Here is a 26317-nt window from a genome sequence, read left to right as displayed (position 1 = left end):
GGCCTCTCCGGCCGGGTCGGATGTCTGCGGTGCCGTACGCGAAAGCCCCCAGGAGTGGTGATCCCGGGGGCCCGGCAGGACGACGCCCACAGCTTCGCACACCTGTGCCCACCAGCGCCTTCGTTTATCGGCGGCGGACGGGCCCGGCCGCTACGACAGCTGCGACTGCACCTGCGAGGAGATCAGCTCCAGGTGGTCCAGGTCGTCCAGGTCGAGCACCTGGAGGTAGATGCGGCGGGAGCCGATCGCGGCGTAGCGGCCGATCTTGTCGACGACCTCGGCCGGGGAGCCGGCCAGGCCGTTGAGCTTGAGCTCGTCGACCTCGCGGCCGATCGCGGCGGCCCGGCGGGCCACCTCCTGGTCGTCCCGCCCGACGCAGACGACGAGGGCGTTGGAGTAGGTCAGGTCGTCGCCCTTGCGGCCGGCCTCCTCGGCGGCGGCGCGCACCCGGGCGAACTGGCGCTCGCTGTCCTCGACGGAGGCGAAGGGCATGTTGAACTCGTCGGCGTACTGGGCGGCCAGCCGCGGGGTGCGGGTCGGGCCGTGGCCGCCGACGAGGACGGGGATCTTCGCCTGGGCCGGCTTGGGCAGCGCGGGCGAGTCCGTGAGGTCGTAGTAGGTGCCGTGGAAGTCGTAGGTCTTGCCGGCGGGCGTGGCCCACAGGCCCGTGACGATCTCCAGCTGCTCCTCGAGCCGGGCGAACTTCTCCTTGGGGAAGGGGATGCCGTAGGCCTTGTGCTCCTCCTCGAACCAGCCCGCGCCGAGGCCGAGTTCGACACGGCCGCCGGACATCTGGTCGACCTGCGCGACCTGGATGGCGAGGACGCCGGGCAGCCGGAAGGTGCCGGCGGTCATCAGTGTGCCGAGGCGGATGCGCTTGGTCTCGCGGGCGAGGCCGGCCAGGGTGATCCAGGCGTCGGTGGGGCCGGGCAGGCCGTCCACGTTGCCCATGCGCAGGTAGTGGTCGGAACGGAAGAAGGCGTCGAAGCCGAGGTCCTCGGTGGCCTTGGCGACGGCGAGCAGAGTGTCGTAGGTGGCCCCCTGCTGGGGCTCGGTGAAGATGCGAAGATCCATGCCTCCATCCTGCACGCCGGGGCGGCTGATCACGCGATCGGTCCCCCGTCCCACCGCGTCCCCGGTCGGGTGAAATTACGTCAATACCGCAGGACGCGCGGGACCGGGCCAGTGACCGCCCCCGGTGGTGATCGTTGGCTCGGGCGGAGCCGGAGCCCCCGGCTTCCGCACCGGCCGGTCACCGCCGGTGCGTCACCCGCGTCGGCCTCCCCGGGGGGCCAGGGGCCGAGGAGGCCGTCATGTCCGAAGAGACCGTGCCGCAGCAGGGCGGGACCGGGCAGCCGAAAGGGCTGTTGCAGCAGATGGAGGAGCTGATGGCGGCGTTGAACGCGGACCTGTCGGCGTTGGACGCGGACCTTCAGGCCTCGGGGGACGCGGGGCGGGAGGCGGTGGAGGAGGGCCGGGCCGGCTAGGCCTGGGCGGCTACGGAGGGGGTGCGTCCGGGATGGGGGGCCGTGTCCGGGACTGGGGGCGCGTCCGGGGAACGAGGGGCCATGTCTGGGACTGGGGGCGCAACCGGGAACGGCGGGCCGTGCCCAGGCCTGAGGCCGTCCCGAGGACTGGGGCCGCGTCTGGGACTGGGGGCCCAACCGGGAACGAGGGGCCGCGTCTGGGACTGGGGCCTCCCGGGGGCTGAGGCCGTCCCTGGGACTGGGGCCGTGTCCGGGTCTCGCCCTCCGGCCTCAGCCCGCCTCCCGCTCCGGGACCCCCTGTTCGCGGTCCGCGAGTCTGCGGAGCATCTCCAGGACGCGGTCGCGGGACTCGTCCGCCGCGTCGATGGCCTCCATGCACTGCCAGTACGTGCCCTCGTCGGCCGCGGCGCAGGCCAGGGCGACCAGGGCGATGCCGACCTCGCCGAGGAGGCCGCCGAGGTACATCAAGGTGTGGCGGGCGTCGCCCAGCTCCGTGAGCTGGCCCGCCCGCAGCTCGCCCGGGGCCAGTTCGGGCGCGTCCAGGACGCCGCAGCCGCGCCCCGCCAGCTCCGTCAACCCCAGGGCCTCACCGCGCAGTTCGGGCGGTCCGGCGACCGCGAGGCGGCTCCCTATCGCCTGCGCGAGCGCCTGCGCCTGCCACACCTCGGCCATGACCTCCCCCGCCTCGCCGCCCGCGGCCAGGGACCGCCTGCTCGTCACGATGAGCCGCACCGCGTCCATGCGCTGCCCCCGTCTGTCCGACGCGCCCCGCGCGTCCGTCTGCCCGAACTCCCTTGTTCACTACCCAGAGTGAAGGCCCGTGAGACCAAAAGCCAGAGGAAGACGGAAATTAACGGACAACAATTCGGATTCGGGCCGCCTTTTGGTTACGTAGCGTACAAGCGGACTGCGCCACTCCCCCGCCGGGCCGGACCGCACTAGGGCAGCGGGAACCGGCGTTCGTTGCGGTCGATCTTGGCGTCCAGGGCCGCCAGCGGGTCGATGCCGAGCACCTCGCACAGCTGGAGCAGGTACGCGAGCACGTCGGCGACCTCGTCGGTGACGCGGTGCGCGGTGTCCGGGTCGGCCATCACGCCCGCCGACTCCTCGGGCGTCAACCACTGGAAGATCTCGACCAGTTCGGACGCCTCCACGCTGAGCGCGGCGACCAGGTTCTTGGGGGTGTGGTACCGCTGCCAGTCGCGCGCGGCGGCGAAATCGGCCAGCCGGCGTTGCAGGGTGGCCACGTCCAGGGGATCAGTCACGGTCCAGGTGTACCACCGTGACACCCTCGGCCCCGGCGGCCCAGGAGGCGTCGCTGACCGCGCCGACCAGGCGGATGTGCCCCCGTTCGCCCATCGCGGCCGCGAGGCCCAGCAGTTCCCGCCGTTGCCGTAGGTCCATCGCGCGGTCGAGTCCGTCGGCCAGGACGGTGAGCGTCTGCAGCGCGGCGGGCACCTCGCCTGCCGGGTCGACCTCCAGGACACCGGGACCGGTGAGCAGCACCAAGGACAGGGCCAGGTAACGGAGTTCGCCGTCGCCGAGCCGGACCAGGTCCGTACGGACGCCGTCGCCGCGGTCGAGCGCGGCCCGGACGGCGCCGACGCCGTCCGGCAGGGCGGGGCCGTCGGCGAGCGGCCGGGCAGCACCGCCCGCGCCGCCCCGTCCGGTGCGCACCCGTCCCGCCCGTTCCGCGGGCCCGCCCTGCCTCGCCTGCCCCACGACCAGGTCCTGCCCCACCCGTTCCGCGAGCACGTCCGCCACCGGCCCGGCGCATCCCGCGCGCACCGCCGCCACGAACCGCGCGTGCCGCCGCCCGCACTCGGCGCGGGTGCGCCACAGCACCTCGGCCAGGTTCGCGCAGTCGCCGAGCAGACGGCCCGGGCCCGCCGGTACGGGGACGCGCATCCGGCCGGGTTCGGGGTCGCAGACGAAGACGGAGCGCAGGGCGACGACCATCTGCTCGGCGGCGGCCAGCACCCTGCGCTGCCCGGGGGTCCGGCCCGCGACGCGCAGCGGCAGCAGGGCGGTGCCGAGCCGGTCGTCGGGGAGCGGGCCGCGGGTCACCGGAGTCGGACCGCCCGTGTGCCAGGCGGCCTGGACGGCGCGTTTGCCCGGGTCGCGCAGGGCGGTCTCCAGCAGGACGAGATTGCCGGAGGTGAGCCGCTCGCCCACGATGCGGGGCTCGGGTTCGGCCTGCACGGCGAGGTCGAGCCGGACGGGACCGGCCGGGCCGTCGGCCGTGCAGCCGATGCGGAAGCCCCGGCGGTTCTGGGCGTCGGGCCGGGCCCGTTCCGGGACGCAGACGACGGGGTCCGGGAACGCCTCGCCGAGCACGGCCCCGCCTCCGAGCCGGGCCAGCGCCTCGTAGGCCCGCAGCGCGCTGGACTTGCCGGAGCCGCTGGGGCCGGCCAGGAGGGTGAGCCGCCCGAGCGGGAGCACGGTCCGGCGGTGCCCGGCGAAGGCGGACAGGCGCAGTTCGGTGATGCGGGGGCGGTCGGGATGCACGGGGGCGGGGGCCGGAACCGAAGTGAGCGGGGCGGCCGGAGCGGGGACGGGGCGGGTGGACGGGCGGGAGGGTGTGGCGGGGTCGGGGGGCGGCGTCATAAGCGGACCGTAGGGGTCCGCGGGCGGGACGAACCGTTCCGCCCCCGCGGCGTTCCTACGATCGGGCGACCTCGGGGCGGCGGGGCCCCCACCGCCTCACGCCCCTGGCACCCCGACCCCCTCCATCAGCCCGGTGACCTCGGTCCCGGCCGGTGTCAGCAGGAACACGTTCCGGTCCACCCGGTGCATCCCGCTCGCCAGACCGAAGACGACCCCCGTGCTGAAGTCCAGGACCCGCTTGGCGACCTCGGTCTCCGCGCCGGTCAGGTCGAGCAGCACCGGCACGCCCGCCATCAGGGTCTCCGCGACGTCCCGGGCGTCGGCGAAGACGTTCACGCGCAGCACGACGAAACGGCGCCGCGCCTCGGTCTCGGCCTCAGGTATGGAGCGGTGGCCGACGGAGGAGGGCCAGGCGTCCCGGCCCCGCAGCGGCACGACCTGGGCGAGCCCCTCCCACTGTTCGTCGGTGACATCGTGGCTGTTCACCGGCATGCTCCGTCCTGGCTCGCACTGGCTGTCTGCATCGGGCAATTCTTGCGCAGAGTCACCCGTTCGGCCCAACTGCGACACGCTCCGCGATGTCAGTGCACCTCACAACGGCCGGATGTCGGCTGCGCGACGGGCTGCGACTCCCGATGACCAGGCGGCGTGATCGTGGCGTGACGGGCGATTCGTACCGTCGGTGCACGACCACGACCACGACCACGATCCCGAGCGCCGGCCTGCTGTGCACCAAGGGCGCGGCGGCGGACACGCTGTCCGCGCCGGGGTGGCTGACCACCGCGCTGATGCGCGGCCGGCCAAGGGATGGAGCGCGTCAAGGCGGGTGCCGAGCTGATCGTGGTGGACCCGTGCCGCACCACCACCGCCGCCAAGGCCGACCTGTTCCTCCAGATCCGGCCGGGTACCGACCTGGCGCTGCCGAACGGCCTGCTGGGAACCGGCCCGGGAATCCAGGACGGATCCGGGCGCGCTCCCGCCGTTTTCTACACCGTCGTAGAATCGGCTCGGGAACACGGGCACGACGACGAGCGTTGTGCCGGGTACAGACCAGACATGAGGAGCGCGTCCTTGTCCGCCAGACCGACGGACCCCCCGGGGCACAGTCCCGGACCATCCCGCCACGGCATCACTGATCGCGGCACACGGCGGGGTGGTGTTCGATGAGTGCCGCACAGGCCCTGCTGGGCCTGCTCGCCGTGTTCCTGCTGACCGCCGGCACCGGCTATTTCGTCGCCCAGGAGTTCGCCTACGTCTCCGCGGACCGGCTCACCCTCGCGCGCGAGGCCGAGGCCGGTGACCGCCGGGCCGCCCGTGCGCTGAAGGTGCTGGAGCGGCTGTCGTTCATGCTCTCGGGCGCGCAGCTCGGCATCACCGTCACCGGGCTGGTCGTCGGTTTCATCGCCGAACCGTCGGTGTCCGCCCTGCTCAAGCCGGCCCTGTCCGGGCTCGGCCTGCCCGGCGCGGCCGTGAGCGGCGTCTCCGTGGTGCTCGCCTTCGTGCTGGCCACGGTCGTGCAGATGGTGCTGGGCGAGCTGGCCCCGAAGAACCTCGCCATCGCCGTGCCCGAGCGGCTGGCGAAGGCGCTGGCCCCGTCGACGCTGGCGTATCTGAAGGTCGTCGGGCCCGTCGTGCACGTCTTCGACGGCGCGGCGAACAGGCTGCTGCGCAAGGTGGGCATCGAGCCGGTCGAGGAGCTGCACCACGGCGCCACGCTGGAGGAGCTGGGCCATCTCATCGGCGAGTCCCACGAGCAGGGCGAGCTGCCGAAGGACACCGCGGCGCTGCTCGACCACGCGCTGGAGTTCTCCGAGCGGACCCTGGACGAGGTGATGGTGCCGCGCGCCGACGCCGTCTTCGTCCGCAAGGACGCCGGCGCCGACGAGGCGGTCGGCCTGATCGCGCGGCACGGCCACTCCAACTACCCGGTGCTCGGCGACCACCCGGACGACATCGCGGGCGTGCTGGGCGTGCGCGAGCTGATGGCACTGCCCGCGGCCCGGCTCGCCGGCGCCCGGGCGGGCGAGGTGGCCCGGCGTCCGCTGCTGCTGCCGGACACACTGGCGCTGCCCGACGCGGTGGCGCGGATGCGCGAGCAGGACGACGAGTTCGCGGTCGTCCTGGACGAGCACGGCGGCGTGGCGGGCCTCGTCACGTACGAGGACATCGCCGAGGAACTGGTCGGTGACATCGCCGACGAGTCCGACAAGGTCACGCTCCTGGCCGTCGCGGTCGGCGACGGCTGGCTGGTGGACGCCGGGCGCCGTCTGGACGAGGTGGCCGAGGCGACCGGTGTCCGGCTGCCGGAGGACGACGACTACGACACCGTGGCCGGCCTGGTCGTGGACCGGCTCGGCCGCTTCCCGACGGTCGGCGACCGGGTCACGGTCGGGCTGCCCGAGGGCGGCCGTGCCGTGATCGAGGTGCGGACGCTGGACCGGCACGTGGCCGACCGCGTCCGGATCAGCGTGCTCGCGGACGCCGAGGAAGCCGAGGAGATGGCGTGAGTTTCCCGATGGCGGTCTTCGTGACCGTGCTGCTGCTGATCGGCAGCGGTTTCTTCGTGGCGGCCGAGTTCGCCCTGGTCGCCGCCAAGCGGCACCGCGTGGAGAAGGCGGCGGCCGAGGGCCGGCGCGGGGCCGGGGCGGCCCTGGCCGGCATGCGCGAGCTGTCGCTGATGCTGGCCGGTGCCCAGCTGGGCATCACGGTGTGCACGCTGGGTCTGGGCTCGGTGTCCAAGCCGGCCATCTCGCACGAGCTCGACCCGCTGCTGCACACCCTGGGCCTGCCCAGCGCCGTCAGCTACGGCGTCGCCTTCGCCGTGGCGATGGTCGTGGTGGTGTTCCTGCACATGGTGGTCGGCGAGATGGCCCCGAAGTCCTGGGCGATCGCTCATCCCGAGCGGTCGGCGATGCTGCTCTCCCCGCCCTTCCGGGCCGTGGTGCGGGCCGTGCGCCCGCTGATCCGGCTGCTCAACCGGCTCAGCAACGGCCTGGTGCGGCTGTGCCGGGTGGCGCCGCGCGACGAGCTGGCCTCCGTGCACAACCGGGAGCAGCTGACGCACCTGGTGGAGGAGTCCGAGCGGCTCGGCCTGATCAGCGCGGCCGACTCGGAGCTGCTGACCCGCTCGCTGACCGAGCCGGAGACGCCGGTGGCGGCGCTGCGGATCCCGGCCGCCGACATCACCTGGGTCGAGGGCGGCGCGGACGTCGACGCCCTGCTGCGGCTGGCGGCCGCGCACGACCGCACCCGGCTGCTGGTCCGGGAGAACGGCGTCGTCCTCGGGTCCGTGCATGCCCGGGACGCCCTGGTCGCCCGGGCCCGGGGGCGTGCCACGACCGCGCGGGATCTGGCCCGGCCGGTGCCCGAGCTGACGGAGGACACGACGGTCGCCGACGCGATCGAGGTCCTGCGCCGCCGCCGCTCGTCCCTGGCCGTGGTCCGCGACGGCTCGGGCCGGCTCTCCGGCCTGGTCACGCTGGACGACCTGCTGGCCCGCCTGATGCAACCGGCCGCTGCGGCCTGACGGAGCCGCGGCCCGGACCTCCCGCACATCTGCACACCGCGCGCCCAGGGGCGGCGGGCCGCCCGGGCCCGCCGCCCCCGTGCCGTCGCCGCACGGGGACTTGGCGCCGAAGTGTCCGCTTCCGCGCGCGGGGCGCAACACTCGCGGCGTGCCGCCGGGCGACGGGCCCTGTGAAGGAATGTCCCTGTTCGGTGACCCGCCGGTCACAGCGGTGAAGACGTCCGCCGGAATGCGCCGCGCACGGTCGGCGGGCGGCTGGCCCTCTTCCGCGGGGAGTGCTTTGATCCTGCGCACGGCGCAGCCGCCGGGGCGTCGTCCCGGTTTTCGGGGAATTCTCGAGAACCGCGGCGCCCGTCGGCACTCCCCGCCATTGCGAGACATTCACGCGAAGGGAAACACCCCCATGAACCTCACTCCTCGGGTCGACGTCGCCGAGCTGTCCGACGCGGACCTGGAGCAGATCTCCGGCGGCAACGCGGGCGTCGGCGCCTCCGCGGGCCTGGTGGGCGGCCTCTCCGCCGGGCTGGTCGGGCCGCTGACCGGTGAACTCTGCGCCACGGTGCAGGGTGCCCTGTCGGTGGACGGTGCCGCGCTGGGCGGTCACGCGGGCGTGCGGACGACCTCGCTCTGACGAGCACCGAGGAAAGGCCCCGGGAGACGATTCCCGGGGCCTTTCCCCGTGCCGGTGCAGATTCCCGCTGTGGTCACACACGTGGGGAATGCGCGGAGTACGTGACGGATGCATGGACACCGCGGGGGTGGGTAACGCGGTGCGGGGCGGTGACGCAGACTTACTCGGAGCCGTGAGAAACCGGCTGTGAAATCGACAGGAAGACCGCTGTGAAAACGGACGCGACCCGAACCGCCGAACTGCCCATCTACGAGAGCCTCATACGCGAACGCGGTGATGTCGTCGAAGAGGCCCGCGTGGTGGCGGAGAAGACCCAGCAGCAGATGAGCCAGGCGCTGGCCGGACACGCCGCGCCCCCCGCCGAGGCCGGGGAGCACTGACCCGGAGCCGCCGGGCTCACCCGTCGAGCGGGTCGTGCCCCCAGTTCATCAGGGAGTACCGCCACCGTGTGTCCCGCACGTCCCCGGAGGGCCGCTGGGCGAGGTGGCGGCGGACGTAGCCGACGACCTTGCGCATGTGCCGGTAGTCGTCGTCCGTGAGGTCGCCCTTCCTGGCCCGCAGGATCGTCACGATGCGGCGGCCGGAGGCGTGCCCGGTGGACTCGCCCCCGTCCTGGTGCTGGCCGGCGTCGCGGGAGTCGTCCGACTCCAGCCACTTCTCCAGTACGGCCGGTGTCATGTTCACCAGCTCGTGGAAGTCGTTCCAGGTCTCCTCGCGCTCCTCGCCGTCCACGCCGCCTCACTTCTTCTTCTTGAGCGCCGACGGCTTGTGCACCGCGTTGCGTCCCGACTTGTCGCTGCGCACCTCGTACTGCGGTTCGTCCTTCGAGGCGTCGACCGTGCGGCCGGCCGCCTTCGTCCGCTCGGTGATCTCCCGCTCCACGGTGCCCTCGGTGCGGCTGCCGTGACTGCTCCAGGTGACCTTGTCGCCCTTCTTCGGCTTCCCGCCCTCGCTGCGGTGCTTCGCCATGCCGGTGCTCCCTCGCGCAGAGTGTGCTGTCCCTCCAGCCTGCGGGCTCCGCGTTCACCGCGCAGCCCGGCGGGTGCCACCCGCGGGGAAGGTCAGGGCTCCTTCCACACCAGCACGGTCAGTACGGCGCTCGCGACGGTGACCGGGACGGCGGCCTGGTTCAGCAGCCGCACCCGCATGCCACGGCCCGACGCCAGCCGCTTCGTGACGGGCAGGACGACGAACGTGCCGCCGCCGGTCCCGGCGACCTCGTGGATCGGATGGTCGGCGCGCAGCTCCTCGCCCTGGTACTCCGACATCCGCGCCTGTACGACCGCGCCCGCCGGCAGACCGTCGATGTGCACGCTGAAGGTCCCGCTGAACCGGGCCGGGCCGCGCGCGAAGACGCTGCCGCCGGTGGCGTGGTCGCCGGTCTCGTCGGTCCACTCCGCGGCGAACTCGACCGAGTCCCAGGCACCGGGCGCGAGCCGGTACGGCCCGGCGATACCGAGGTTGACGTACTGGGGCATGTCCTCTCCTTCCCACAGGCCCGCCGGGAGGGCCAGGGCGTCGGCGACGTCGCGGCGGAAGTCGGCCATGTCGAACCCGCGCGGGTCGACCTTCCAGTCGCTCCATTCCAGGTGGCCTATCGCGCTCTTGTGGCCCCAGCCGTGCGCGCGGCAGACCGCGGCGGTGGCCTTGACCATGGCGAGGTACTGCGCCGGGGGCCACGGGTCCCTGCCGTCGCCCCGGTTCTCGCACTCCCAGCCGTAGAAACGGGCGTTGCCGTCGACCGCGCCGCCCGAGCCGTCGTGCTCGTGCGTCGGGGGCGGGTACGTGCCGTACGACTCGCCGATGACGGCGTTCAGGACGTCGCCGTCGCCGCCACCGGCGTGGTTGGCCCGGCCGTTGCCGGTCAGGTGGACCACCCCGTCCTTGGTGATGCAGCCGGTGGCGAGCGGACCGGGGAGGGCACTGTGGCCGTGGTAGATGAGGCCGACGACGTCCGTGCCCGCTCCGGTCACGGTGTGGTGGACCATCACGCCGTGCACGGGGCCCCAAGGCCCCACGTGGTTGCGGTTGTTGGTGCGCCAGCCGGCGACCTCGCGCACGGAGCAGCCCTCGGCGCGCAGCGCGGCGACGAGCCGGTCGGCGGTGAGCGGTGTGGCCATGGTTCGGTCCTCCGTTTCGGCGCGCGAGGCGGATCGTCCGGGGCGGAGCTCCCGAGGCGGAGCGTGGGGGGCGTGGGGGGTGGAGTGTGCAGGGCGGGGCGTGGGGGCGGGTTTGCCGGGCATGGCTCGGGGGTGACGCGTGTGGAGCGGGGCGTGCCGTGGAGCGTGCGAGGCGGTCGCGCGGGGTGGGGGCGCACGGCGCGGATCGTCGCGCCGGAAGGGCCGCGTGAACGCGCCGGGCCCTCACCATTCTCGCGCCGTGCGCGCCGTCACTCACCTCGCCGTACGCCCCTTACGTGAATTCGGCGGGAATACGACCCTGCGGGACCGGCGCGGAGGAGGCCCGGCAGCGACCGGCACCCCCGAGGCCGGTACGCTGCCGGGACCCGGCGCGGAACAGCTCGCGCCCCCGCTCACCGCGCTCCCCGCGCCCGAACCGCCCTCGGAAGCCCGCCAGATGCGATCGCTGTGGCCGACCGGCCCCGCCTCCCCGGCCTCCGGTGTGCTGCGCGGACTGCGTGCCGGGTTCCTCGCGGTCCTGTGCGTGCTGTTGCCGGCGGCCTGTCACGTCCTGGAGCGGTGCCACGCGCCGCGGTGGACCGTCGCGGCGGCGGTCGCCGCCGTGGCGCTGCCCGGCTGCCTGTTCCTGACGCGCCGCCGGTTGTCGGACGCGCAGGTGCTGGGCGTCCTGCTGGCCGCCCAGGCTGCCGCGCACGCCGCGTACGCGCCGGGTGTCTGCCGGGCGGCCGGGCACGTCACGCCCCCGGCGGGTGTGCTGCTGGCCGGCCACCTGATCGCCGCCGTCGTCGCGGCCCGCCTGCTCGGCCTCACGGAGCGGCTGCTGCGGCAGAGCAGACCGCTGCTCACCGCCGTACGCCGGCTGCTGCTCTTCGTCTGGCCGCTGCTCGGCCGTGTCCACGGCGCGGGTCCGCGGGGCACCGTCCGGGAAAGCGCCTCGCCCCTGAGGCCGGCGCTCCTGGAGCGGCTGCACGAAGGACGGGCGCCGCCGCGCCCCGGGGTCGCCTCCGCCCTGTCCTTCTCCGGCTGACGCCCGGCACCGCACCTCCGCGCCCCCAGGCGCCTTCCCCGCGGGCCCGGTGACGCCGGAGCGTCCCGACTTCCCGCGTGGAAGGAACCATGAGCAAGTTCAAGAAGCACCTCTCCGTCGCCGCCGTGCTCGTCGCCGGGTTCGCCGCCGCCCTGGCCTCGTTCCTGCTGCTCTCCCCGGACGACCGCGGCGGCGGCCCGGACGTGCGGCCCGCCGCCGAGGCACTGCCGGTACGCGCCGACAGCCACCGGCTGACCACGCCCGGGAACAGCGAACTGACGATCGTGGAGTTCCTCGACTTCGAGTGCGAGGGGTGCGGCGCGATGTACCCGGTCGTGGAACGGCTGCGCGAGGAGTACGGCGACCGGGTCACCTTCGTCGCGCGCTACTTCCCCATGCCCGGGCACCGCAACGGCGAACTCGCCGCCCGCACCGCCGAGGCCGCGGCCCGGCAGGGCAGGTTCGAGGAGATGTACGTCAAGCTCTTCACCACCCAGCGCGAGTGGGGCGAGTCCCAGGACTGGAAGCAGGACGTCTTCCGCGGCTACGCCCGGGAACTGGGCCTGGACATGGCGAAGTTCGACGCCGCCCTCGCCGACCCCGAGGTGGCCGGACGCGTCCAGGACGACCAGCGCGACGGACTGGGCCTGGGTGTCCAGGGCACCCCGACGTTCTTCGTCGACGGGGAGATGATCCGGGTCCCCGCCTCCTACGAGGAGTTCGAGGCCCTCATCGAGGACCGGCTGGCCGACTGACGCCCCCACCCCCGGAGGCGGGCCCGTCTCAGGGGACGCGGAAGCCGCGGAAGGTCACCCGCTTGCGGGTGGTGAGGCCGAGGCGCTCGTACAGGGCGAGCGCACCGGTGTTCGCCTCGGCCACGTGCAGGAAGGGACGTTCGCCGCGGGCCGTGACGCGCGCGGCGACCGCGGTGATCAGCCGGGCGGCGTGGCCGCGCCCGCGTGCCTCGGGGGCGGTGCAGACGGCACTGATCTCGGTCCAGCCCGGTGGCCGCAGCCGCTCCCCGGCCATCGCCACCAGCGCGCCGTGCTCACGGATGCCGAGGTACGTGCCGAGCTCCGGGGTCCGCTGCCGGAACGGCCCCGGCTGGGTCCGCGCGACCAGGTCGAGCATCTCGGGCACGTCGTGCGGCCCCAGTTCGACGACGGCGGGCCCGGCCTCCTCCGGCTCGGTCGGGGCATCGCCGGACCACACCATCTGGCGGCCCTCCATGCGGAAGACGGGCTCCCAGTCCGGCGGCGGCGTGGCCGGAGCGCTGAACAGGTCGGCGAGCTCGCCCGGACCGAGCAGTTTCGCCAGGTCGTTCCACTCGGCCGCGTCCGGGTCGGCGGAGACCGCGGAGAACGACGCGACCTCCGGCAGGAAGCTCACGGCCCGGCCGAGCCGGCGGGCGAGATGCGCGTGCCGGCCGCCGAGGGACCCGCCCACCGGGTCGTCGAGGGCCGGGACGTCGCGGTCCGTCATGGTGCTGCACCTCCACCTGTCACCACGCACTCCGAGCGGTGCGCCAGGGAAATCGTGTCAGGCGCGGTGGCGGGGATGCGCCCGGCCCGATGAACGTACGTTCGCACACTCCACCGATAACGTTCCCCGCACGCCGCCGGACCACTTCGCGAACGACCCGCGCACGAACCTGGAACACATGGAGGCCGGCGATCTGCACATCGCCGACGGCCCGGAGATCGCCCACCGGCAGCAGCGGGCCGTCCGCCTGACCGGCCGCTACCAGGCCCGTCTACGCCGAGGACACCGAGGCGGCCCAGCCGGTGCCGGCCGAACTGCTCGGCTCCCTCACGGCCGGGCGCACGTCCGCCCGCCGCTGTACGTCGGCCACGGCAGCAACATCACCATCGGCGCAAGGACCTTCGTCAACTTCAACCTCGCCGCCCTGGTTGTCGCCGCCATCACGATCGGCGAAGACTGCCGGATCGGACCGAACGTCCAGTTGCTCACCCCCCTGAAACCGGGGCCCCGTCGCGACAAGCCGCAATCCCGCCCGTGTGGTGCGCAGCCTGTAGGCCTGACGCCATGGCCACCGGACACACCGGCCCGGGGCGCCGCACCCGCATCCCGACGCCCGGCTCGGCACCCGGACCGGGCCCGCGAGGCCGTGGCCGTCCTCGTGGATGCGCCGCAGCCGCGTTCACTTGGGGAGGCACTCCGACCCCGACACCGCACGCCGGCTCGACGCGCAGATCGAGGGTCTGACCCTGCACCAGCGGTCAGGCCGGTTGCTGCTCGGATTCCGAGCGCACTGTCAATGCGGGGAAAACCTGAACCCCCGTCAGCCATGCGGCAACGGCGGTGGTCGCCACCGACGCTGTGCCGGCAGCGCCGACGAGGAATCCCGCATGGCACGAAGCCGAACCGCCCTTGACGCTGGGCGGGCCCCCTGAGGAAGATTCTTTGCGTTGTTGCACGGCTTCCGGCGGCTCCTCACTCAGGGGAGGAACCACGGAGCCGGCCCCAGAGGGCGTCGGGGAGTGTGTGGGCTCCCCGCACGACTCAGCCGGAATGGTAGGAGCCAAGGTCGGCATGTGGTGGTCGCTGGCCGTCAGCTACGCAGCGGTCGTGCCCCGTGCCAGCCGCCTCGTCGTCTCACCTGACGTCCGCACGACCTCTCTCCGGAACCACCGTCCCGGAGATATGGCGAACCGTCGCAGAAGCCCGACTACCGGTGAATCCAGTTGCTGCCCCTGCCGCTTGGCCGCTCCCGAATGCCCTGCGTAGACGCCACCATGATGGTTCCTTCAGTGATGACGTTCCATCCGGACGGGGCAAGCGTCGCACGGAAGCGGCAGATCAGAGGCCCTTCGCGGCAGGCTCGAGAATCGCCACGCACTCCACGTGATGCGTCATCGGGAACAGATCGAACGCCCGCAGCGTCCGCACCCGGTACCCGCCGTCCCGGAAGTACGCCAGGTCCCGCGCCAGCGCGGCCGGGTCACAGGCCACGTACGCGATCCGGCGGGCCCCGAGCGACGACAGGTGCTGGACCGTCTTGCGGCCGGCGCCCGCCCGCGGCGGGTCCAGGACGATCAGGTCGACCTCGCTGATGCCCGTGCGCGGCAGCACGCTCTCGACCTTGCCCTGCTCGATCCGCACCCGCTCGAACTCGGCGAGGTTGTGCCGGGCGTCCTCCACCGCGCGCTTGCCGGACTCGATGCCGAGCACCGCGCCCTGGTCGCCGACCCGGTCGGCGAGGGCACCGGCGAAGAGGCCGACGCCGCAGTACAGGTCGAGTGCCATGTCGCCCTTGCGCGGCAGCAGGCCCTGCATGACCGCCTTCACCAGGGTGTCCGCCGCCATCGGGTGGACCTGCCAGAACCCGCCGTTGGCCACGCGGTGGGTCCGGCCGTCCGCCCGCTCGCGGACGAACGGGCGGCCGTGGACGCGGTGGACGCCGCCGGAGCGCTCGTCGACGCGCAGGACGGACACCGGGCGGTCCAGCTCGACCAGGGGCAGGCGCGCGCCCGGCTTCGGCGTGAGGATCACCTGCCGGTCCTGCGAGCCGGTCGCCGCGATCGCCTCGACGGAGTCCATGCCGGTCCAGTCGCGCTTCTCGATGCCCAGTTCGCTGACGCCGTCCGCGGCGATCATGCAGTGGTCGATCGGCTCGACCTCGTGCGACCGGTGGCGGCGCAGACCGGCGCGGCCGTCGGCCGTGACGGCGTACTGGACCCGCGTGCGCCAGGACGGGACCTGGCCCGCGGGCACCTTGTCGCCCTCGGCGGGCACCACCGTGCCGTCCCAGCCGGCCTCCTCCGGGGTGAGTCCGGCGAGCCGCTGGAGCTGCTCGGCGATCACGTCGGCCTTCAGCCGCCGCTGCGCTCCGGGCTTGGCGTGCTGCCAGTCGCAGCCGCCGCAGCGTCCCGGCCCGGCGTACGGGCAGGGCTCGTCGATGCGGTCCTTGGAGGCGTCGAGCACGCGCACGGCGTCGGCCCGCAGGAAGCGCGCGCCCTCCTCGCCCTCGGTCACCCGGGCCACGACCCGCTCACCGGGCAGGGTGTGCCGTACGAACAGCACCTGGCCCTCGGACGTACGGGCGATGCAGTGGCCGCCGTGGGCGACGGGGCCGACCTCGACCTCGTACTCCTCCCCCACCAGCGACTTCCTCGGTTCTGCCTGCATGGCGGGGTGACTCCAAAACGCGTGAGGGGAAAGGCGGGGCGAACGGCCGCAGCGAAACGGCCGGACAACAGCCCACCAGTCTACGTGGCTGCCGCCCGGCCGTTTCACACGAGCCGTCGTCTCAGGACGTGTGGTCGGTGTTCTCCTTCGAGCGCACCTGGGCGGGACCGCGCCGCACCGATCCGGGCGCGTTCCACTCCTGCTGCCTGCGGGCCCGCCGCTTGGCCGCCTCGGAGGACTGCAGCTGGTACGGCACGGAGGTCACCATGATCCCCGGCGTGAACAGCAGCCGGCCCTTCAGCCGCAGGGCGCTCTGGTTGTGCAGCAGGTGCTCGTACCAGTGGCCGACGACGTACTCGGGGATGATGACGGAGACCGCGTCGCGCGGCGACTCCTTGCGCAGGCTCTTGACGTACTCGATGATCGGCCGCGTGATCTCGCGGTAGGGCGAGTCGAGGACCTTCAGCGGTACGTCGATGCCACGCCGGTTCCACTCCTCCTGGAGCGCTTTGGTCTCGGCCGGGTCGACGTTGACGCTGAGGGCCTCCAGGGTGTCCGAGCGCATCAGCTTGGCGTAGGCCAGGGCGCGCAGCGTCGGGCGGTGGATCTTGGAGATCAGCACGACCGAGTGGACGCGGGAGGGCCGGACGCTGTCGTCGCTCGGGCCGTCGGGGGCGGCGATCTCGGCGGCGACCCGGTCGTAGTGCTTACGGATGGCGGTCATCGTCGCGTAGAAGATCACCATGCCGAGCAGGGCGACCCACGCGCCGTGGGTGAACTTGGTGACGAGGACGACCACCAGCACCAGGCCGGTGAAGAACGCGCCGAAGGCGTTGATGGCGCGCGAGCGGACCATGTGGCGGCGCTTGGCCTGGTCCTTCTCGGTGGCCAGGTGCCGGTTCCAGTGCCGGACCATGCCGGTCTGGCTGAGCGTGAACGACACGAACACGCCGACGATGTACAGCTGGATCAGGCGCGTGGAGTCGGCGCCGTAGATGCCCACCAGCAGGGCGGCGGCGCCGGCGAGGAGCACGATGCCGTTGGAGAAGGCCAGCCGGTCGCCGCGGGTGTGCAGCTGGCGCGGCAGGTAGCGGTCCTGGGCGAGGATCGAGCCGAGCAGCGGGAAGCCGTTGTAGGCGGTGTTGGCGGCGAGGAACAGCACCAGCGCGGTGGCGGCGGCCAGCACGATGAACAGGAAGCTGCCGGCGCCGAAGACGGCCTCGGCGACCTGGGAGATCACCGGGTTCTGGACGTAGTCCGGGCCGAGCGGTACGCCGTTGTGGACGAGGTCCTTGGCCGGGTTCTCGGCCATGCGGACATCGGTGGCGGCGGCCAGCGCGATGATGCCGCAGAACATGGTGACGGCGAGCAGGCCCATCATCGCCAGGGTGGTGGCGGCGTTCCTCGACTTGGGCTTGCGGAAGGCCGGGACGCCGTTGGAGATCGCCTCGACGCCGGTGAGGGCGGCGCAGCCGGAGGAGAAGGCCCGCAGCAGCAGGAAGACCAGGGCGAAGCCGGCCAGGCCCTGGTGCTCGGGCTTGATGACGTAGTCCGCGGTCGGTGCCCGCATGGTGTCGTCCAGCACGAGGGCGCGGAAGGCGCCCCACGCGAGCATGGTGAAGACACCGGCGACGAAGACGTACGTGGGGATCGCGAACAAGGTGCCCGACTCGCGCACGCCGCGCAGGTTCATCAGCGTCAGCAGCACGATCACGCCGAGCGCGCAGGCGACCTTGTGCTCGACGACGAAGGGGATCGCGGAGCCGAGGTTCTCGATGCCGGAGGAGATCGAGACGGCGACGGTGAGGACGTAGTCCACGAGCAGCGCGCTGGCGACCGTCAGGCCCGCCTTGGGGCCGAGGTTGGTGTTGGCCACCTCGTAGTCGCCGCCGCCGCTGGGGTAGGCGTGCACGTTCTGCCGGTACGAGGCCACGACGGTGAACATCAGGACGACGACCGCGACCGCGATCCACGGACTGAAGTGGTACGCCGTCACACCCGCGATCGACAGAACCAGCAGCACCTCGCCGGGCGCGTACGCCACGGAGGACAGCGGGTCGGAGGCGAAGACGGGGAGTGCGATGCGCTTCGGCAGGAGCGTTTCCCCGAGCCGGTCACTGCGCAGTGCGCGCCCGATCAGGATCCGTTTGGGCACGTCGGTCAGTTTGGACACAACAGAGGATCGTAAGCGTTCGAACGCGGGGCCGCCCACCCGCCACCCCCCATCGGCGATCCCTCTGCTCTCCGAGTGAATTCAGGGGCGCGTGCGGCTGCGGATTCCGCAGGTCACGCCACTTCCATGCCTATATGACTTAGCCCGCCCCCGACCTGGCCCGTCACCGCCCCAGGAGGCCCCATGCACGCGTCCGCGGAACTGATCGGCGCCGCAGTCACACTCGTCGCCCTCGGAATCCTCACACTGGCGAGCGTGCGCAGCATCAGCCGCCGGTGAGCAGCGCCGCCACCCCCGCCGCGAGTTCCTCGCGGCCGATGCTGTCCGTGCGGGTCGACGGGACCGTGCAGGCGTGGGCGCCGGCCACCGTGCCGTGCAGGGCGCAGCGGCGGGGTGGTGCGCCGGCGAGCCAGGCGTGGAGGAACGCGGCTGCGAAGGCGTCGCCCGCGCCGTTGGAGTCGACGACCGGGGCCGGGGGCGCGGCGGCCGGCACGTGGGTCAGCTCGCCGTCGGCCAGCAGGTACGCCCCGTCCGCCCCGGCGGTGGCGACCACGGCCCGGGCGCGGCCCCGCCCGGCGATCCGCCGCATGGTCGCCTCCGGGTCGGCGAGAGCCGCGCTGGAGAGGAAGACCAGGTCGGCCTCGTGGGCGAACGGCTCGTGGTACGGGTTCTCCCCGTCCCAGTCGTGCAGGTCGGTGGAGATCGTGACGCCCGCCGCGCGCAGGATCGGCAGCGCGTGGGCGCACGGCTGGGTGATGACGACGTGGGCGTGCCGGCTCACGGCCGCCAGCTCCCGCACCGTGGCCTCCGGCAGCCGATCGGTGTCGGCGGCGCGCGTGGCGTCGTAGAGGGACAGGCGCCTGCCGTCGGGGCCCACGAGGTTGACCGCGCGCTTGGTGCCGAGCGGCTGCGGGACGGCGGTGAGGGGGATGCCCCGGTCGCGGTGGAGCGCCCGGACGAGGTCGCCCTCGGGGTCGTCGCCGAGGAGGTCGAGGTGGTGCGTGCGCAGCCCCAGCGCGCTCGCCGCGAGCGCGACGAAGTCCCCGCTCTGGCCCGCGCGCGTCACGATCCCGGGCCGGATCATGTGGCTGTCCGCGTAGGGCACGGGCAGCTCGGGCACGTGCACGATCGTGTCCACGCCCGCGCCGCCCAGCACCAGGACGTCGATCTCGATGGTCATGGCCGTCTCCTCCCCCGCCCGGGCCGTCACCGGGGCCCCGGCAACGCCCCCGGCTTTGCCGATACGTTGGACTCGGGCAGCCGAACGCGGCACCGCCCCCGGAGGGCATCATGGCGTGATTCCACCGGCATGATGTTGCCTGGCGGCCCGCACTCAGGCCGCGACGTGTTGCCTGGCGAGCCGAAAGAGAGACATGAGCACGACATTCATGAAGGTCAGAGGGCCTGCAGGAAGCGCGGTGTGACGCGATGCATATTGTCATCATGGGTTGCGGAAGGGTCGGTTCTGCCCTGGCCCAGAACCTGGAGCAGCAGGGCCACACCGTCGCCGTGGTCGACCAGGACCCCACCGCCTTCCGCCGGCTGGGCTCGGGCTTCGGCGGCCGCCGCGTCACGGGTGTCGGCTTCGACCAGGACACCCTGAGGGAGGCGGGCATCGAGGAGGCCGGCGCCTTCGCCGCCGTCTCCAGCGGTGACAACTCCAACATCATCGCCGCCCGCGTGGCCCGCGAGATGTTCGGCATCGAGAACGTCGCCGCGCGCATCTACGACCCGCGCCGTGCCGAGGTCTACCAGCGCCTGGGCATCCCCACCGTCGCGACCGTCCGCTGGACGGCCGACCAGATGCTGCGCCGGCTGCTCCCCTCGGGCGCCGAGCCGCTGTGGCGCGACCCGACCGGCGGTGTCCAGCTCGCCGAGGTGCACACCTCCACCGCCTGGGTCGGCCACAAGATCAGCCGGATCCAGGAGGAGACCGGCGTGCGCGTGGCCTTCCTGACCCGGCTCGGCGAGGCGGTCCTGCCCACCTCGCAGACGGTTCTCCAGGAGGGCGACCTGGTGCACGTGATGATGCGCACCGACGAGGTCGACAAGGTCGAGGCGGCGTTCGCCAAGGGTCCCGAAGAGGAGGGCGGTCACTGATGAGGGTCGCCATTGCCGGAGCCGGCGCGGTCGGCCGCTCGATCGCGGGCGAACTGCTGGAGAACGGCCACGAGATCCTGCTGATCGACAAGGCGCCGACCGCCATCTCGGTCGAACGCGTCCCGCAGGCCGAGTGGCTGCTGGCCGACGCGTGCGAGATCACGTCCCTGGACGAGGCGGCGCTCCAGCGCTGCAACGTCGTGATCGCCGCCACGGGCGACGACAAGGTCAACCTGGTCGTCTCGCTGCTGGCCAAGACGGAGTACGGCGTCCCGCGCGTCGTCGCCCGGGTGAACAACCCGAAGAACGAGTGGCTGTTCAACGAGTCCTGGGGCGTGGACGTCGCCGTCTCCACGCCGCGGCTGATGTCGGCCCTGGTCGAGGAGGCGGTGAGCGTGGGCGACCTGGTCCGCCTGCTCCGCTTCAGCCACGGCGACGCCAACCTCGTCGAGCTGACCCTGCCGGAGGAGTCGGCCCTGGCCGGCACGCAGGTGGGCGACGTCGACTGGCCCGAGGACACGTCCCTGGTCACGATCATCCGCGGCACGCGCGTCCTGACCCCCTCCCGGGAGGACTCACTGGAGGCGGGCGACGAACTCCTCTTCGTGGCCGCGCAGGCCCGCGAGGAGCAGCTGGAGGACCTGCTGTCGGTACGCCGGGACAGCGCGGCGGGCTGACCGCCGGCCGGGCAAGCAGAAGGGGCGTCCCGAACCGGTCGGGACGCCCCTTCGCTCAGCCGTACGAGGTCACTGCTCGGCGGACCGGGCGGCGGCCTGCCGCTCCCTCTCCTCGGCGGCCTTCTCCTCCGCCTCCATCTCCGCGAACACGTCGATGGGCGCGGGCGCCTTCGCCAGGAAGACCCAGGTCAGCCAGACCGCGAGCAGGAAGGGCGGGATCTTCAGGGCGACCAGGACCCAGCCCAGCTGTGTGGTGTCGGCCCACCAGTACAGCGGGAAGAGGATCGCGCACTTGGCGAGCAGGATCGCGCCCCAGGCGTAACTGGCCTTGGTGTACGCCTTCTTGCGCCCCGGGTTCCGGGTGCGCCAGGAGAGGTTCTCCTTGAAGACCGGCCCGAGGATCAGCCCGATCAGCGGCACCCCGCACACGGCGGTGATCACGTAGGCGAGCCCGAGGCCCAGCGTGTAAAGCATGCCGGGCAGGTAGAAGTCCTTGGCGTTGCCGGTCATCATCGCGAAGACGACACCGAAGGCCACACCGAAGACACCGCTGAAGGCGTGCTTGACGGTGTCCTTCATCACCAGCCGGACCACGACCAGCACCAGCGACACGGCCAGCGCCGCGATCGCCGACAGGTGCAGGTCCTTGTTGATCGTGTAGATGGTGACGAACAGCAGGCCGGGCACCACCGTCTCGACCATGCCCCGCACGCCGCCGAACGCCTCGAACAGGGCGGCCTCGGTCACCGCCCGGGCGTCGTCCGCAGAATTCTCTTCGGTCGGCTTGTCGAGCGACGTCACCGGCTACTCCCGTCCGAGGGGTCTCAGTTCGTACTTGGGGTTGAACAGCACCCGGCGGCCCCGGCTCATGGAGACCCGGCCCGATGCGATCAGCTTGCGGCCCGGCTCTATGCCGACGATGGAGCGCCGGCCGAGCCACACCACGTCCAGCGCGGCCGAGCCGTCGAACAGCTCGGCCTCCAGGGCCGGGACTCCGGCCCGCGGCCGCAGGGTGACCGTGCGCAAGGTACCAGTAACCGTCACTATCTGGCGGTCCTGGCAGTCTCCGATCCGGGTGCAGCCGGCCGTCGCGGTGTCCTCCCGCAGTTCCTCGGACTCCAGGTCCTCCTGCGACGAGGAGAGCCGGTCGAGCATGCGCCGGAACCGGCCAGCCGGCTTTTCGGAACGAGGAACAGCACTCATATCTGAAGCGTACCGGGGCGTGCCGACATCTCCGTAGCGCTGTGGCGAGGACCCTATTTCTCGAACCGGTACCCCATCCCCGGCTCGGTGATGAAGTGCTTGGGGTGGGACGGATCCGCCTCCAGCTTCCTGCGCAGCTGCGCCATGTACACGCGCAGATAGTTGGTCTCCGTCCCGTAGGACGGCCCCCACACCTCCTGCAGCAGTTGCTTCTGCCCCACCAGGCGGCCGCTGTTGCGCACCAGGACCTCCAGCAGGTGCCACTCGGTGGGGGTCAGCCGGACGTCCTTCCCGGCGCGGTGGACCTTCTTGGCGGCCAGGTCCACGCTGAACTCGCCGGTCTCCACGATCACGTCGCCCTCGCCGGCGCCGGCCGGCTCGGCCCTGCGCACGGCGGCCCGCAGCCGCGCCAGCAGCTCGTCCATGCCGAACGGCTTGGTCACGTAGTCGTCGGCACCGGCGTCCAGCGCCTCGACCTTCTCGTCGGAGGAGTGCCGCGCGGACAGCACCAGGATCGGCACCCGTGTCCAGCCGCGCAGGCCCCGGATCACGTCGACGCCGTCCATGTCGGGCAGCCCGAGGTCGAGGACGACCACGTCGGGGTGGCGGGCCGCGGCGAGCTGGAGGGCCGTGGCACCGTCGTGGGCCGCGTCGACCTCGTAGGTGCGTGCCTTGAGGTTGATCACGAGGGCGCGCACGATCTGCGGCTCGTCGTCGACCACCAGGACGCGGGTCATGAGACCTGCCTTTCCGGTTCTGCCAGGGGGAGGACGTCCGGGCGCGTTCCCGCCGCGCGGAGGGTGAGGACCATGGTGAGTCCGCCGCCGGGGGTGTCCTCGGCGTTGAGGGTGCCGCCCATGGCCTCGGCGAAGCCGCGGGCGACCGCGAGTCCCAGCCCCACGCCCGCGCCGCGCGGGGCGTCGCCGTAGCGCTGGAAGGGTTCGAAGATGCGCTCCTTGGCCGTGTCCGGGACGCCCGGTCCGCGGTCGGCCACGCGCACCTCCACCCGGTCGGCGAGCGCGCTGGCGGCGACCAGCACGGGCACGTCCGGCGGACCGTACTTGACGGCGTTCTCGACGAGGTTGGCCATCGCCCGCTCCAGCAGTCCGGGGTCCACCTCGACCATGGGCAGGCTCTCCGGCACGTCCAGCTCGACGCTGCCCTCGGGCACCCCGCCGAGCGCCATCGGCGCCACCTCGTCGAGGTCGATCTCGCGGATCAGCGGGGTGACGGTGCCGGTCTGCAGGCGGGACATGTCGAGGAGGTTGCCGACGAGGTGGTCGAGCCGGTCGGCGCCTTCCTCGATGCCCTCCAGCAGCTCGGCCCGGTCCTCCTCGGACCACTCCACGTCCTCGGAGCGCAGCGAGGAGACCGCCGCCTTGATCCCGGCCAGCGGCGTGCGCAGGTCGTGGCTGACGGCGGCCAGCAGCGCCGTACGGATGCGGTTGCCCTCGGCGAGGGCCCGGGCCCGGTCGGCCTCCTCGCGCAGCCGGCGCCGGTCCAGCACGACGGCCGCCTGGGCGGCGAAGGCGGCCAGCACCCGGCGGTCCTCGGCGGGCAGGACCCGGCCGGTCAGCGCGAGGGCCATGTGGTCCCCGACCGGCATGTCCACGTCCGCCTGGTCGGGCCGCTCGACGGGGCGCCCCTGCCCGACGCGGCCCGCGCAGGTCCAGGGCGCGACGTCGCTCTCCCGTTCCAGCAGGGCGGCCGACTCCATGCCGAAGGTCTCCCGGACCCGTTCCAGCAGCTCCTCCAGACCGGTCTCGCCGCGCAGCACGTTGCCCGCGAGGAACGACAGGATCTCCGACTCGGCCCGCAGCCGGGCCGCCTGGTGGGTGCGGCGGGCGGCGAGGTCGACCACGGAGGCCACGGCCGCGCCGACCGCCACGAAGATCACGATGGCGACGATGTTCTTGGGGTCGGCGATGGTCCACCGGTGCAGGGGCGGCGTGTAGAAGTAGTTCAGCAGCAGCGACCCGACGGCCGCCGAGGCCAGGGCGGGCAGCAGTCCGCCGAGCAGGGCCGCCGCCACCGTCAGCGCCAGGAACAGCAGCATGTCGTTGGCCAGGCCGAGGTCGACGGTGCTCAGCAGCGCCGTCAGCACCGGCGGCCCGGCGACTCCGGTGATCCACCCCCACACCCGCCGGGACCGCCCGAGGCGTGCGCCCCGGGCCACCGGCAGGCCGCGGCCCTTGGCGACCTCGTCGTGGGTGACGATGTGCACGTCGAGGTCGGGTCCGGACTCCCGCGCGACGGTGGCGCCGACGCCTGGTCCGAACACGTACTGCCAGGTCTTGCGGCGGGAGGAGCCCAGCACGATCTGGGTGGCGTTCACCCCGCGGGCGAAAGAGAGCAGCGCGGCGGGTATGTCGTCGCCGACCACGTGGTGGAACGTGCCGCCGAGGTCCTCGGCCAGGGTCCGCTGGAGGGCCAGCTCCTTGGGCGAGGCGGAGGTCAGCCCGTCGCTGCGCGCTATGTACACGGCGAGCACCTCGCCGCCCGCGCCCTTCTCGGCCAGCCGGGCGGCGCGGCGGATGAGGGTACGGCCCTCGGGGCCGCCGGTCAGGCCGACCACGATCCGCTCGCGCGAGCCCCAGATCCGGGACACCCGGTGCTCACTGCGGTACCGGGTCAGGTGGGCGTCGACCCGGTCGGCCACCCACAGCAGGGCCAGCTCGCGCAGCGCGGTGAGGTTGCCGGGCCGGAAGTAGTTCGACAGGGCCGCGTCGACCTTGTCGGGCTGGTAGATGTTGCCGTGCGCCATCCGGCGCCGCAGCGCCTCGGGCGACATGTCGACCAGCTCGACCTGGTCGGCCCGCCGCACCACCTCGTCCGGCACGGTCTCCTGCTGCCGTACGCCGGTGATCGACTCGACGACGTCACCGAGGGACTCCAGGTGCTGGATGTTGACGGTCGAGACCACGTCGATGCCGGCCGCCAGCAGTTCCTCCACGTCCTGCCAGCGCTTGGCGTTGCGGGAGCCGGGGACGTTGGTGTGGGCGAGTTCGTCCACCAGGGCGACCCGGGGCGCGCGGGCGAGCACGGCGTCGAGGTCCATCTCGGGGAAGACGCCGCCGCGGTACTCCAGCTCCCGGCGCGGCACCTGCTCCAGGCCGCGCAGCATCACTTCGGTGCGGGGCCGGTCGTGGTGCTCGACGAGGGCGACCACGCAGTCCGTGCCCCGCTCCACGCGGCGGTGCGCCTCGGACAGCATCGCGTACGTCTTGCCGACGCCCGGTGCCGCACCGAGGTAGATCCGTAGCTTGCCGCGTGCCATGGCCCCATTGTCTTCCGGTCTGCTGCCTGCGCAGCGTCGACCTTACGGCCGGCCGGGGCGGCGTGCCGGTGCCGGGCGGGTCCGCGGGCCGGTCTTTGACGGAACCCTGACGCGCCCGGCCGGCCGGGGGCCTCAGGCGGGGTTGTCGCCGTGGGTGAGGGTCTCCCAGGCGACGAAGAGGTTGTTGCTGCCGGCGGGGCGGCCGCGCAGGTTCAGCGTCTCGGTGTTGGTCATGGTGTGCCCGAGGCGGTTGGCGAGGGCGTTGTGGCCGACCTCGGTGACCGGGCCGAGTCCGGGCTTGAGCGAGCCGCCGCACAGCCAGCTCGGGACGGCCGTGCCGAGCTCGTACTTGGCGTGGAAGCCGAGCCCGTGCCGCAGCCGCTCCCCGACGTCCGTGCCGTAGAGGTCCTGGCCCTGGATCCGGCTGGTCTCGGCGACGTGCGAGATGGCCGAGAGACCGTAGCCGGTGTGGGTGAAGTCGCGGCAGGTCTCCTGGCTGAGCCCGTTGACGAAGGTCGACTGCCCCTGCCAGTACTTGACGATCTTGTCCCGGGTGTCCAGGTTCTGGCTGGGGACGGTCTTCGGCAGCGCCCCGTCGGACTCCAGGTAGACGTAGGCGGCGGTGCGGGTGCGGAACTTCGCCATGGCCTTGTCGTAGGACGCCTTGTCCTCCAGGAAGACGGAGATGCCGACGGCGGCCTCCATCATCGACAGCTCCCAGTTGCCGTTGGAGTTGGAGCCGTTGATGATCTCCGGCAGGTAGACGGTGCGGAGCATGGTGGCGAAGCGGCCGGAGTTGGCCCAGCTCCCGGTGTAGGTGTACTTGATGATCTCGGCGGCCCGGGGCCAGGAGGAGCCGGCCCAGCCGGTCTGCAGGGGCGCGTTGCTGTTGGTGTGGTCGCGGATCACGGCGGACCAGGCGTCCATCAGCTCGATGGCCTTGCGCGCGTGCCGTTCGTCGCGCGTGATGTACCAGGCCAGGGCCTGGGTGTACGCGGCGATCGCGTCCTCGCGTTCGTCGGTGCAGCCGTAGTTGGGGTTGGAGTACGAGCCGCACTCGACGACCGCCCGGGGCTTGGGCGTGCGGTTCAGGTCGGCGTACTTGCTCGCCATCATCCGGTCGAAGGCGCCTTTCCAGGGCTGGGCGCCGGCGTTGACCTGGGACCGGGCGAAGTCCAGTTGCCCCTTGGAGACGGTGACTCCGGGGTGGACGAAGGCGGCGGGGGCGGCGGGGGCGTTGGGAGCGGCGCCGGCGGGCCAGGCGAGGACACCGGCGACGAGGGCGGCCGCGGCGGCGAAGAGAGCGGTTCTGCGCATGC

Annotated in this window: 26 protein-coding genes and 1 pseudogene; 10 read left to right on the top strand and 17 right to left on the bottom strand. The window is 72.8% G+C overall.

Going from position 1 to position 26317, the window contains the following annotated elements; translation table 11 throughout:
* Window positions 1-150: 150 nt before the first annotated feature.
* Window positions 151-1074 (bottom strand): LLM class F420-dependent oxidoreductase, encoded by a 924-nt coding sequence (locus ACIGAQ_RS00705; protein WP_311683228.1) that lies wholly within the window; start codon window positions 1072-1074, stop codon window positions 151-153.
* Between the two features lie 239 nt (window positions 1075-1313).
* Here ACIGAQ_RS00705 and ACIGAQ_RS00700 point away from each other — a divergent pair, with 239 nt between their 5' ends.
* Window positions 1314-1487, top strand: a complete 174-nt coding sequence (locus ACIGAQ_RS00700) for a hypothetical protein (protein ID WP_311683230.1) — start codon at window positions 1314-1316, stop codon at window positions 1485-1487.
* Window positions 1488-1757: 270 nt separating this feature from the next.
* On the opposite strand, the gene ACIGAQ_RS00695 is transcribed toward ACIGAQ_RS00700, so the two are convergent.
* The 4 genes from ACIGAQ_RS00695 to ACIGAQ_RS00680 all read right to left on the bottom strand — a co-directional run bounded on the left by ACIGAQ_RS00695 (window position 1758) and on the right by ACIGAQ_RS00680 (window position 4586).
* Complete coding sequence (locus tag ACIGAQ_RS00695; RefSeq protein WP_362278191.1) at window positions 1758-2228, bottom strand: DUF6099 family protein; 471 nt, start codon at window positions 2226-2228, stop codon at window positions 1758-1760.
* Window positions 2229-2425: 197 nt separating this feature from the next.
* Entirely contained in the window at window positions 2426-2752 is a 327-nt protein-coding gene (locus tag ACIGAQ_RS00690; protein ID WP_362278193.1) for a nucleotide pyrophosphohydrolase, read from the bottom strand.
* On the bottom strand, window positions 2745-4094 hold the full coding sequence (locus tag ACIGAQ_RS00685; RefSeq protein ID WP_399778105.1) for an ATP-binding protein: 1350 nt from the start codon (window positions 4092-4094) through the stop codon (window positions 2745-2747). The genes ACIGAQ_RS00690 and ACIGAQ_RS00685 overlap by 8 nt, the downstream gene beginning before the upstream one ends.
* Window positions 4095-4190: 96 nt before the next feature.
* Window positions 4191-4586 carry a cell division protein SepF gene (locus tag ACIGAQ_RS00680; protein ID WP_094053930.1) on the bottom strand — a complete coding sequence of 132 codons (396 nt, stop codon included), beginning with the start codon at window positions 4584-4586 and terminating at the stop codon, window positions 4191-4193.
* Between the two features lie 671 nt (window positions 4587-5257).
* On the opposite strand from ACIGAQ_RS00680, the gene ACIGAQ_RS00675 reads away from it, so the two are divergent.
* From ACIGAQ_RS00675 to ACIGAQ_RS00660, 4 genes are all read left to right on the top strand, one after another.
* Window positions 5258-6601, top strand: a complete 1344-nt coding sequence (locus ACIGAQ_RS00675) for a hemolysin family protein (protein WP_399778103.1) — start codon at window positions 5258-5260, stop codon at window positions 6599-6601.
* Window positions 6598-7620, top strand: coding sequence for a hemolysin family protein (locus ACIGAQ_RS00670; protein WP_399778101.1), 1023 nt, complete (start codon window positions 6598-6600; stop codon window positions 7618-7620). The genes ACIGAQ_RS00675 and ACIGAQ_RS00670 overlap by 4 nt, the downstream gene beginning before the upstream one ends.
* Before the next feature lie 403 nt (window positions 7621-8023).
* Window positions 8024-8251 (top strand): hypothetical protein, encoded by a 228-nt coding sequence (locus ACIGAQ_RS00665; RefSeq protein ID WP_311683243.1) that lies wholly within the window; start codon window positions 8024-8026, stop codon window positions 8249-8251.
* 209 nt (window positions 8252-8460) lie between these two features.
* The gene (locus tag ACIGAQ_RS00660) at window positions 8461-8631 is read left to right on the top strand and encodes a hypothetical protein (protein WP_399778099.1); all 171 of its coding nucleotides are present in this window, start codon (window positions 8461-8463) and stop codon (window positions 8629-8631) included.
* A gap of 16 nt (window positions 8632-8647) precedes the next feature.
* Here ACIGAQ_RS00660 and ACIGAQ_RS00655 read toward each other — a convergent pair whose 3' ends face one another.
* The 3 genes from ACIGAQ_RS00655 to ACIGAQ_RS00645 all read right to left on the bottom strand — a co-directional run bounded on the left by ACIGAQ_RS00655 (window position 8648) and on the right by ACIGAQ_RS00645 (window position 10371).
* The gene (locus tag ACIGAQ_RS00655; protein ID WP_399778097.1) at window positions 8648-8983 is read right to left on the bottom strand and encodes a DUF3140 domain-containing protein; all 336 of its coding nucleotides are present in this window, start codon (window positions 8981-8983) and stop codon (window positions 8648-8650) included.
* Between the two features lie 6 nt (window positions 8984-8989).
* Window positions 8990-9220, bottom strand: a complete 231-nt coding sequence (locus tag ACIGAQ_RS00650) for a DUF2945 domain-containing protein (RefSeq protein WP_399778094.1) — start codon at window positions 9218-9220, stop codon at window positions 8990-8992.
* A 92-nt stretch (window positions 9221-9312) separates the two neighbouring features.
* A complete protein-coding gene (locus tag ACIGAQ_RS00645) occupies window positions 9313-10371 on the bottom strand; it encodes an N-acetylmuramoyl-L-alanine amidase (protein ID WP_362278207.1) in 1059 nt (352 codons plus the stop codon).
* A 457-nt stretch (window positions 10372-10828) separates the two neighbouring features.
* On the opposite strand from ACIGAQ_RS00645, the gene ACIGAQ_RS00640 reads away from it, so the two are divergent.
* Window positions 10829-11419, top strand: coding sequence for a hypothetical protein (locus tag ACIGAQ_RS00640; protein WP_399778092.1), 591 nt, complete (start codon window positions 10829-10831; stop codon window positions 11417-11419).
* An 89-nt stretch (window positions 11420-11508) separates the two neighbouring features.
* Window positions 11509-12174, top strand: a complete 666-nt coding sequence (locus ACIGAQ_RS00635; protein ID WP_311683256.1) for a thioredoxin domain-containing protein — start codon at window positions 11509-11511, stop codon at window positions 12172-12174.
* Window positions 12175-12202: 28 nt separating this feature from the next.
* Here the strand turns inward: ACIGAQ_RS00635 and ACIGAQ_RS00630 are convergent, their stop codons facing one another.
* The gene (locus ACIGAQ_RS00630; RefSeq protein ID WP_311683258.1) at window positions 12203-12901 is read right to left on the bottom strand and encodes a GNAT family N-acetyltransferase; all 699 of its coding nucleotides are present in this window, start codon (window positions 12899-12901) and stop codon (window positions 12203-12205) included.
* 178 nt (window positions 12902-13079) lie between these two features.
* On the opposite strand from ACIGAQ_RS00630, the pseudogene ACIGAQ_RS00625 reads away from it, so the two are divergent.
* Window positions 13080-13421: pseudogene (locus ACIGAQ_RS00625) on the top strand (maltose acetyltransferase domain-containing protein); the annotation flags it as partial.
* Between the two features lie 818 nt (window positions 13422-14239).
* Here ACIGAQ_RS00625 and ACIGAQ_RS00620 read toward each other — a convergent pair.
* From ACIGAQ_RS00620 to ACIGAQ_RS00610, 3 genes are all read right to left on the bottom strand, one after another.
* The gene (locus ACIGAQ_RS00620) at window positions 14240-15568 is read right to left on the bottom strand and encodes a class I SAM-dependent RNA methyltransferase (protein WP_399778089.1); all 1329 of its coding nucleotides are present in this window, start codon (window positions 15566-15568) and stop codon (window positions 14240-14242) included.
* Between the two features lie 121 nt (window positions 15569-15689).
* The gene (locus tag ACIGAQ_RS00615) at window positions 15690-17741 is read right to left on the bottom strand and encodes an APC family permease (protein WP_311683291.1); all 2052 of its coding nucleotides are present in this window, start codon (window positions 17739-17741) and stop codon (window positions 15690-15692) included.
* A gap of 265 nt (window positions 17742-18006) precedes the next feature.
* Complete coding sequence (locus ACIGAQ_RS00610) at window positions 18007-18921, bottom strand: PfkB family carbohydrate kinase (RefSeq protein WP_399778086.1); 915 nt, start codon at window positions 18919-18921, stop codon at window positions 18007-18009.
* Between the two features lie 248 nt (window positions 18922-19169).
* Between ACIGAQ_RS00610 and ACIGAQ_RS00605 the strand changes: the two genes are divergently transcribed.
* Window positions 19170-19841: a TrkA family potassium uptake protein gene (locus ACIGAQ_RS00605; protein ID WP_033308364.1), complete on the top strand. Its 672-nt coding sequence runs from the start codon at window positions 19170-19172 to the stop codon at window positions 19839-19841.
* Entirely contained in the window at window positions 19841-20518 is a 678-nt protein-coding gene (locus ACIGAQ_RS00600; RefSeq protein ID WP_311683296.1) for a TrkA family potassium uptake protein, read from the top strand. The genes ACIGAQ_RS00605 and ACIGAQ_RS00600 overlap by 1 nt, the downstream gene beginning before the upstream one ends.
* A 69-nt stretch (window positions 20519-20587) precedes the next feature.
* On the opposite strand, the gene ACIGAQ_RS00595 is transcribed toward ACIGAQ_RS00600, so the two are convergent.
* The 5 genes from ACIGAQ_RS00595 to ACIGAQ_RS00575 all read right to left on the bottom strand — a co-directional run bounded on the left by ACIGAQ_RS00595 (window position 20588) and on the right by ACIGAQ_RS00575 (window position 26315).
* Entirely contained in the window at window positions 20588-21319 is a 732-nt protein-coding gene (locus tag ACIGAQ_RS00595) for a DUF3159 domain-containing protein (protein WP_309094476.1), read from the bottom strand.
* A 3-nt stretch (window positions 21320-21322) separates the two neighbouring features.
* Entirely contained in the window at window positions 21323-21721 is a 399-nt protein-coding gene (locus ACIGAQ_RS00590) for an OB-fold nucleic acid binding domain-containing protein (protein WP_311683300.1), read from the bottom strand.
* Between the two features lie 53 nt (window positions 21722-21774).
* Window positions 21775-22458 carry a response regulator gene (locus ACIGAQ_RS00585; RefSeq protein WP_399778083.1) on the bottom strand — a complete coding sequence of 228 codons (684 nt, stop codon included), beginning with the start codon at window positions 22456-22458 and terminating at the stop codon, window positions 21775-21777.
* Complete coding sequence (locus ACIGAQ_RS00580; protein WP_399778081.1) at window positions 22455-24998, bottom strand: ATP-binding protein; 2544 nt, start codon at window positions 24996-24998, stop codon at window positions 22455-22457. Before ACIGAQ_RS00580 ends, ACIGAQ_RS00585 begins: the two co-directional genes overlap by 4 nt.
* 132 nt (window positions 24999-25130) lie before the next feature.
* Window positions 25131-26315 carry an alginate lyase family protein gene (locus ACIGAQ_RS00575; RefSeq protein WP_399778078.1) on the bottom strand — a complete coding sequence of 395 codons (1185 nt, stop codon included), beginning with the start codon at window positions 26313-26315 and terminating at the stop codon, window positions 25131-25133.
* Between the last annotated feature and the right edge of the window lie 2 nt (window positions 26316-26317).

It is taken from the genome of Streptomyces sp. NPDC085932, assembly GCF_044540525.1.
GTDB classification, from domain to species: Bacteria; Actinomycetota; Actinomycetes; order Streptomycetales; family Streptomycetaceae; genus Streptomyces; species Streptomyces levis.
Note: the sequence above shows the minus strand (reverse complement) of the source record. Positions and strands in the feature narration are given on the sequence as shown.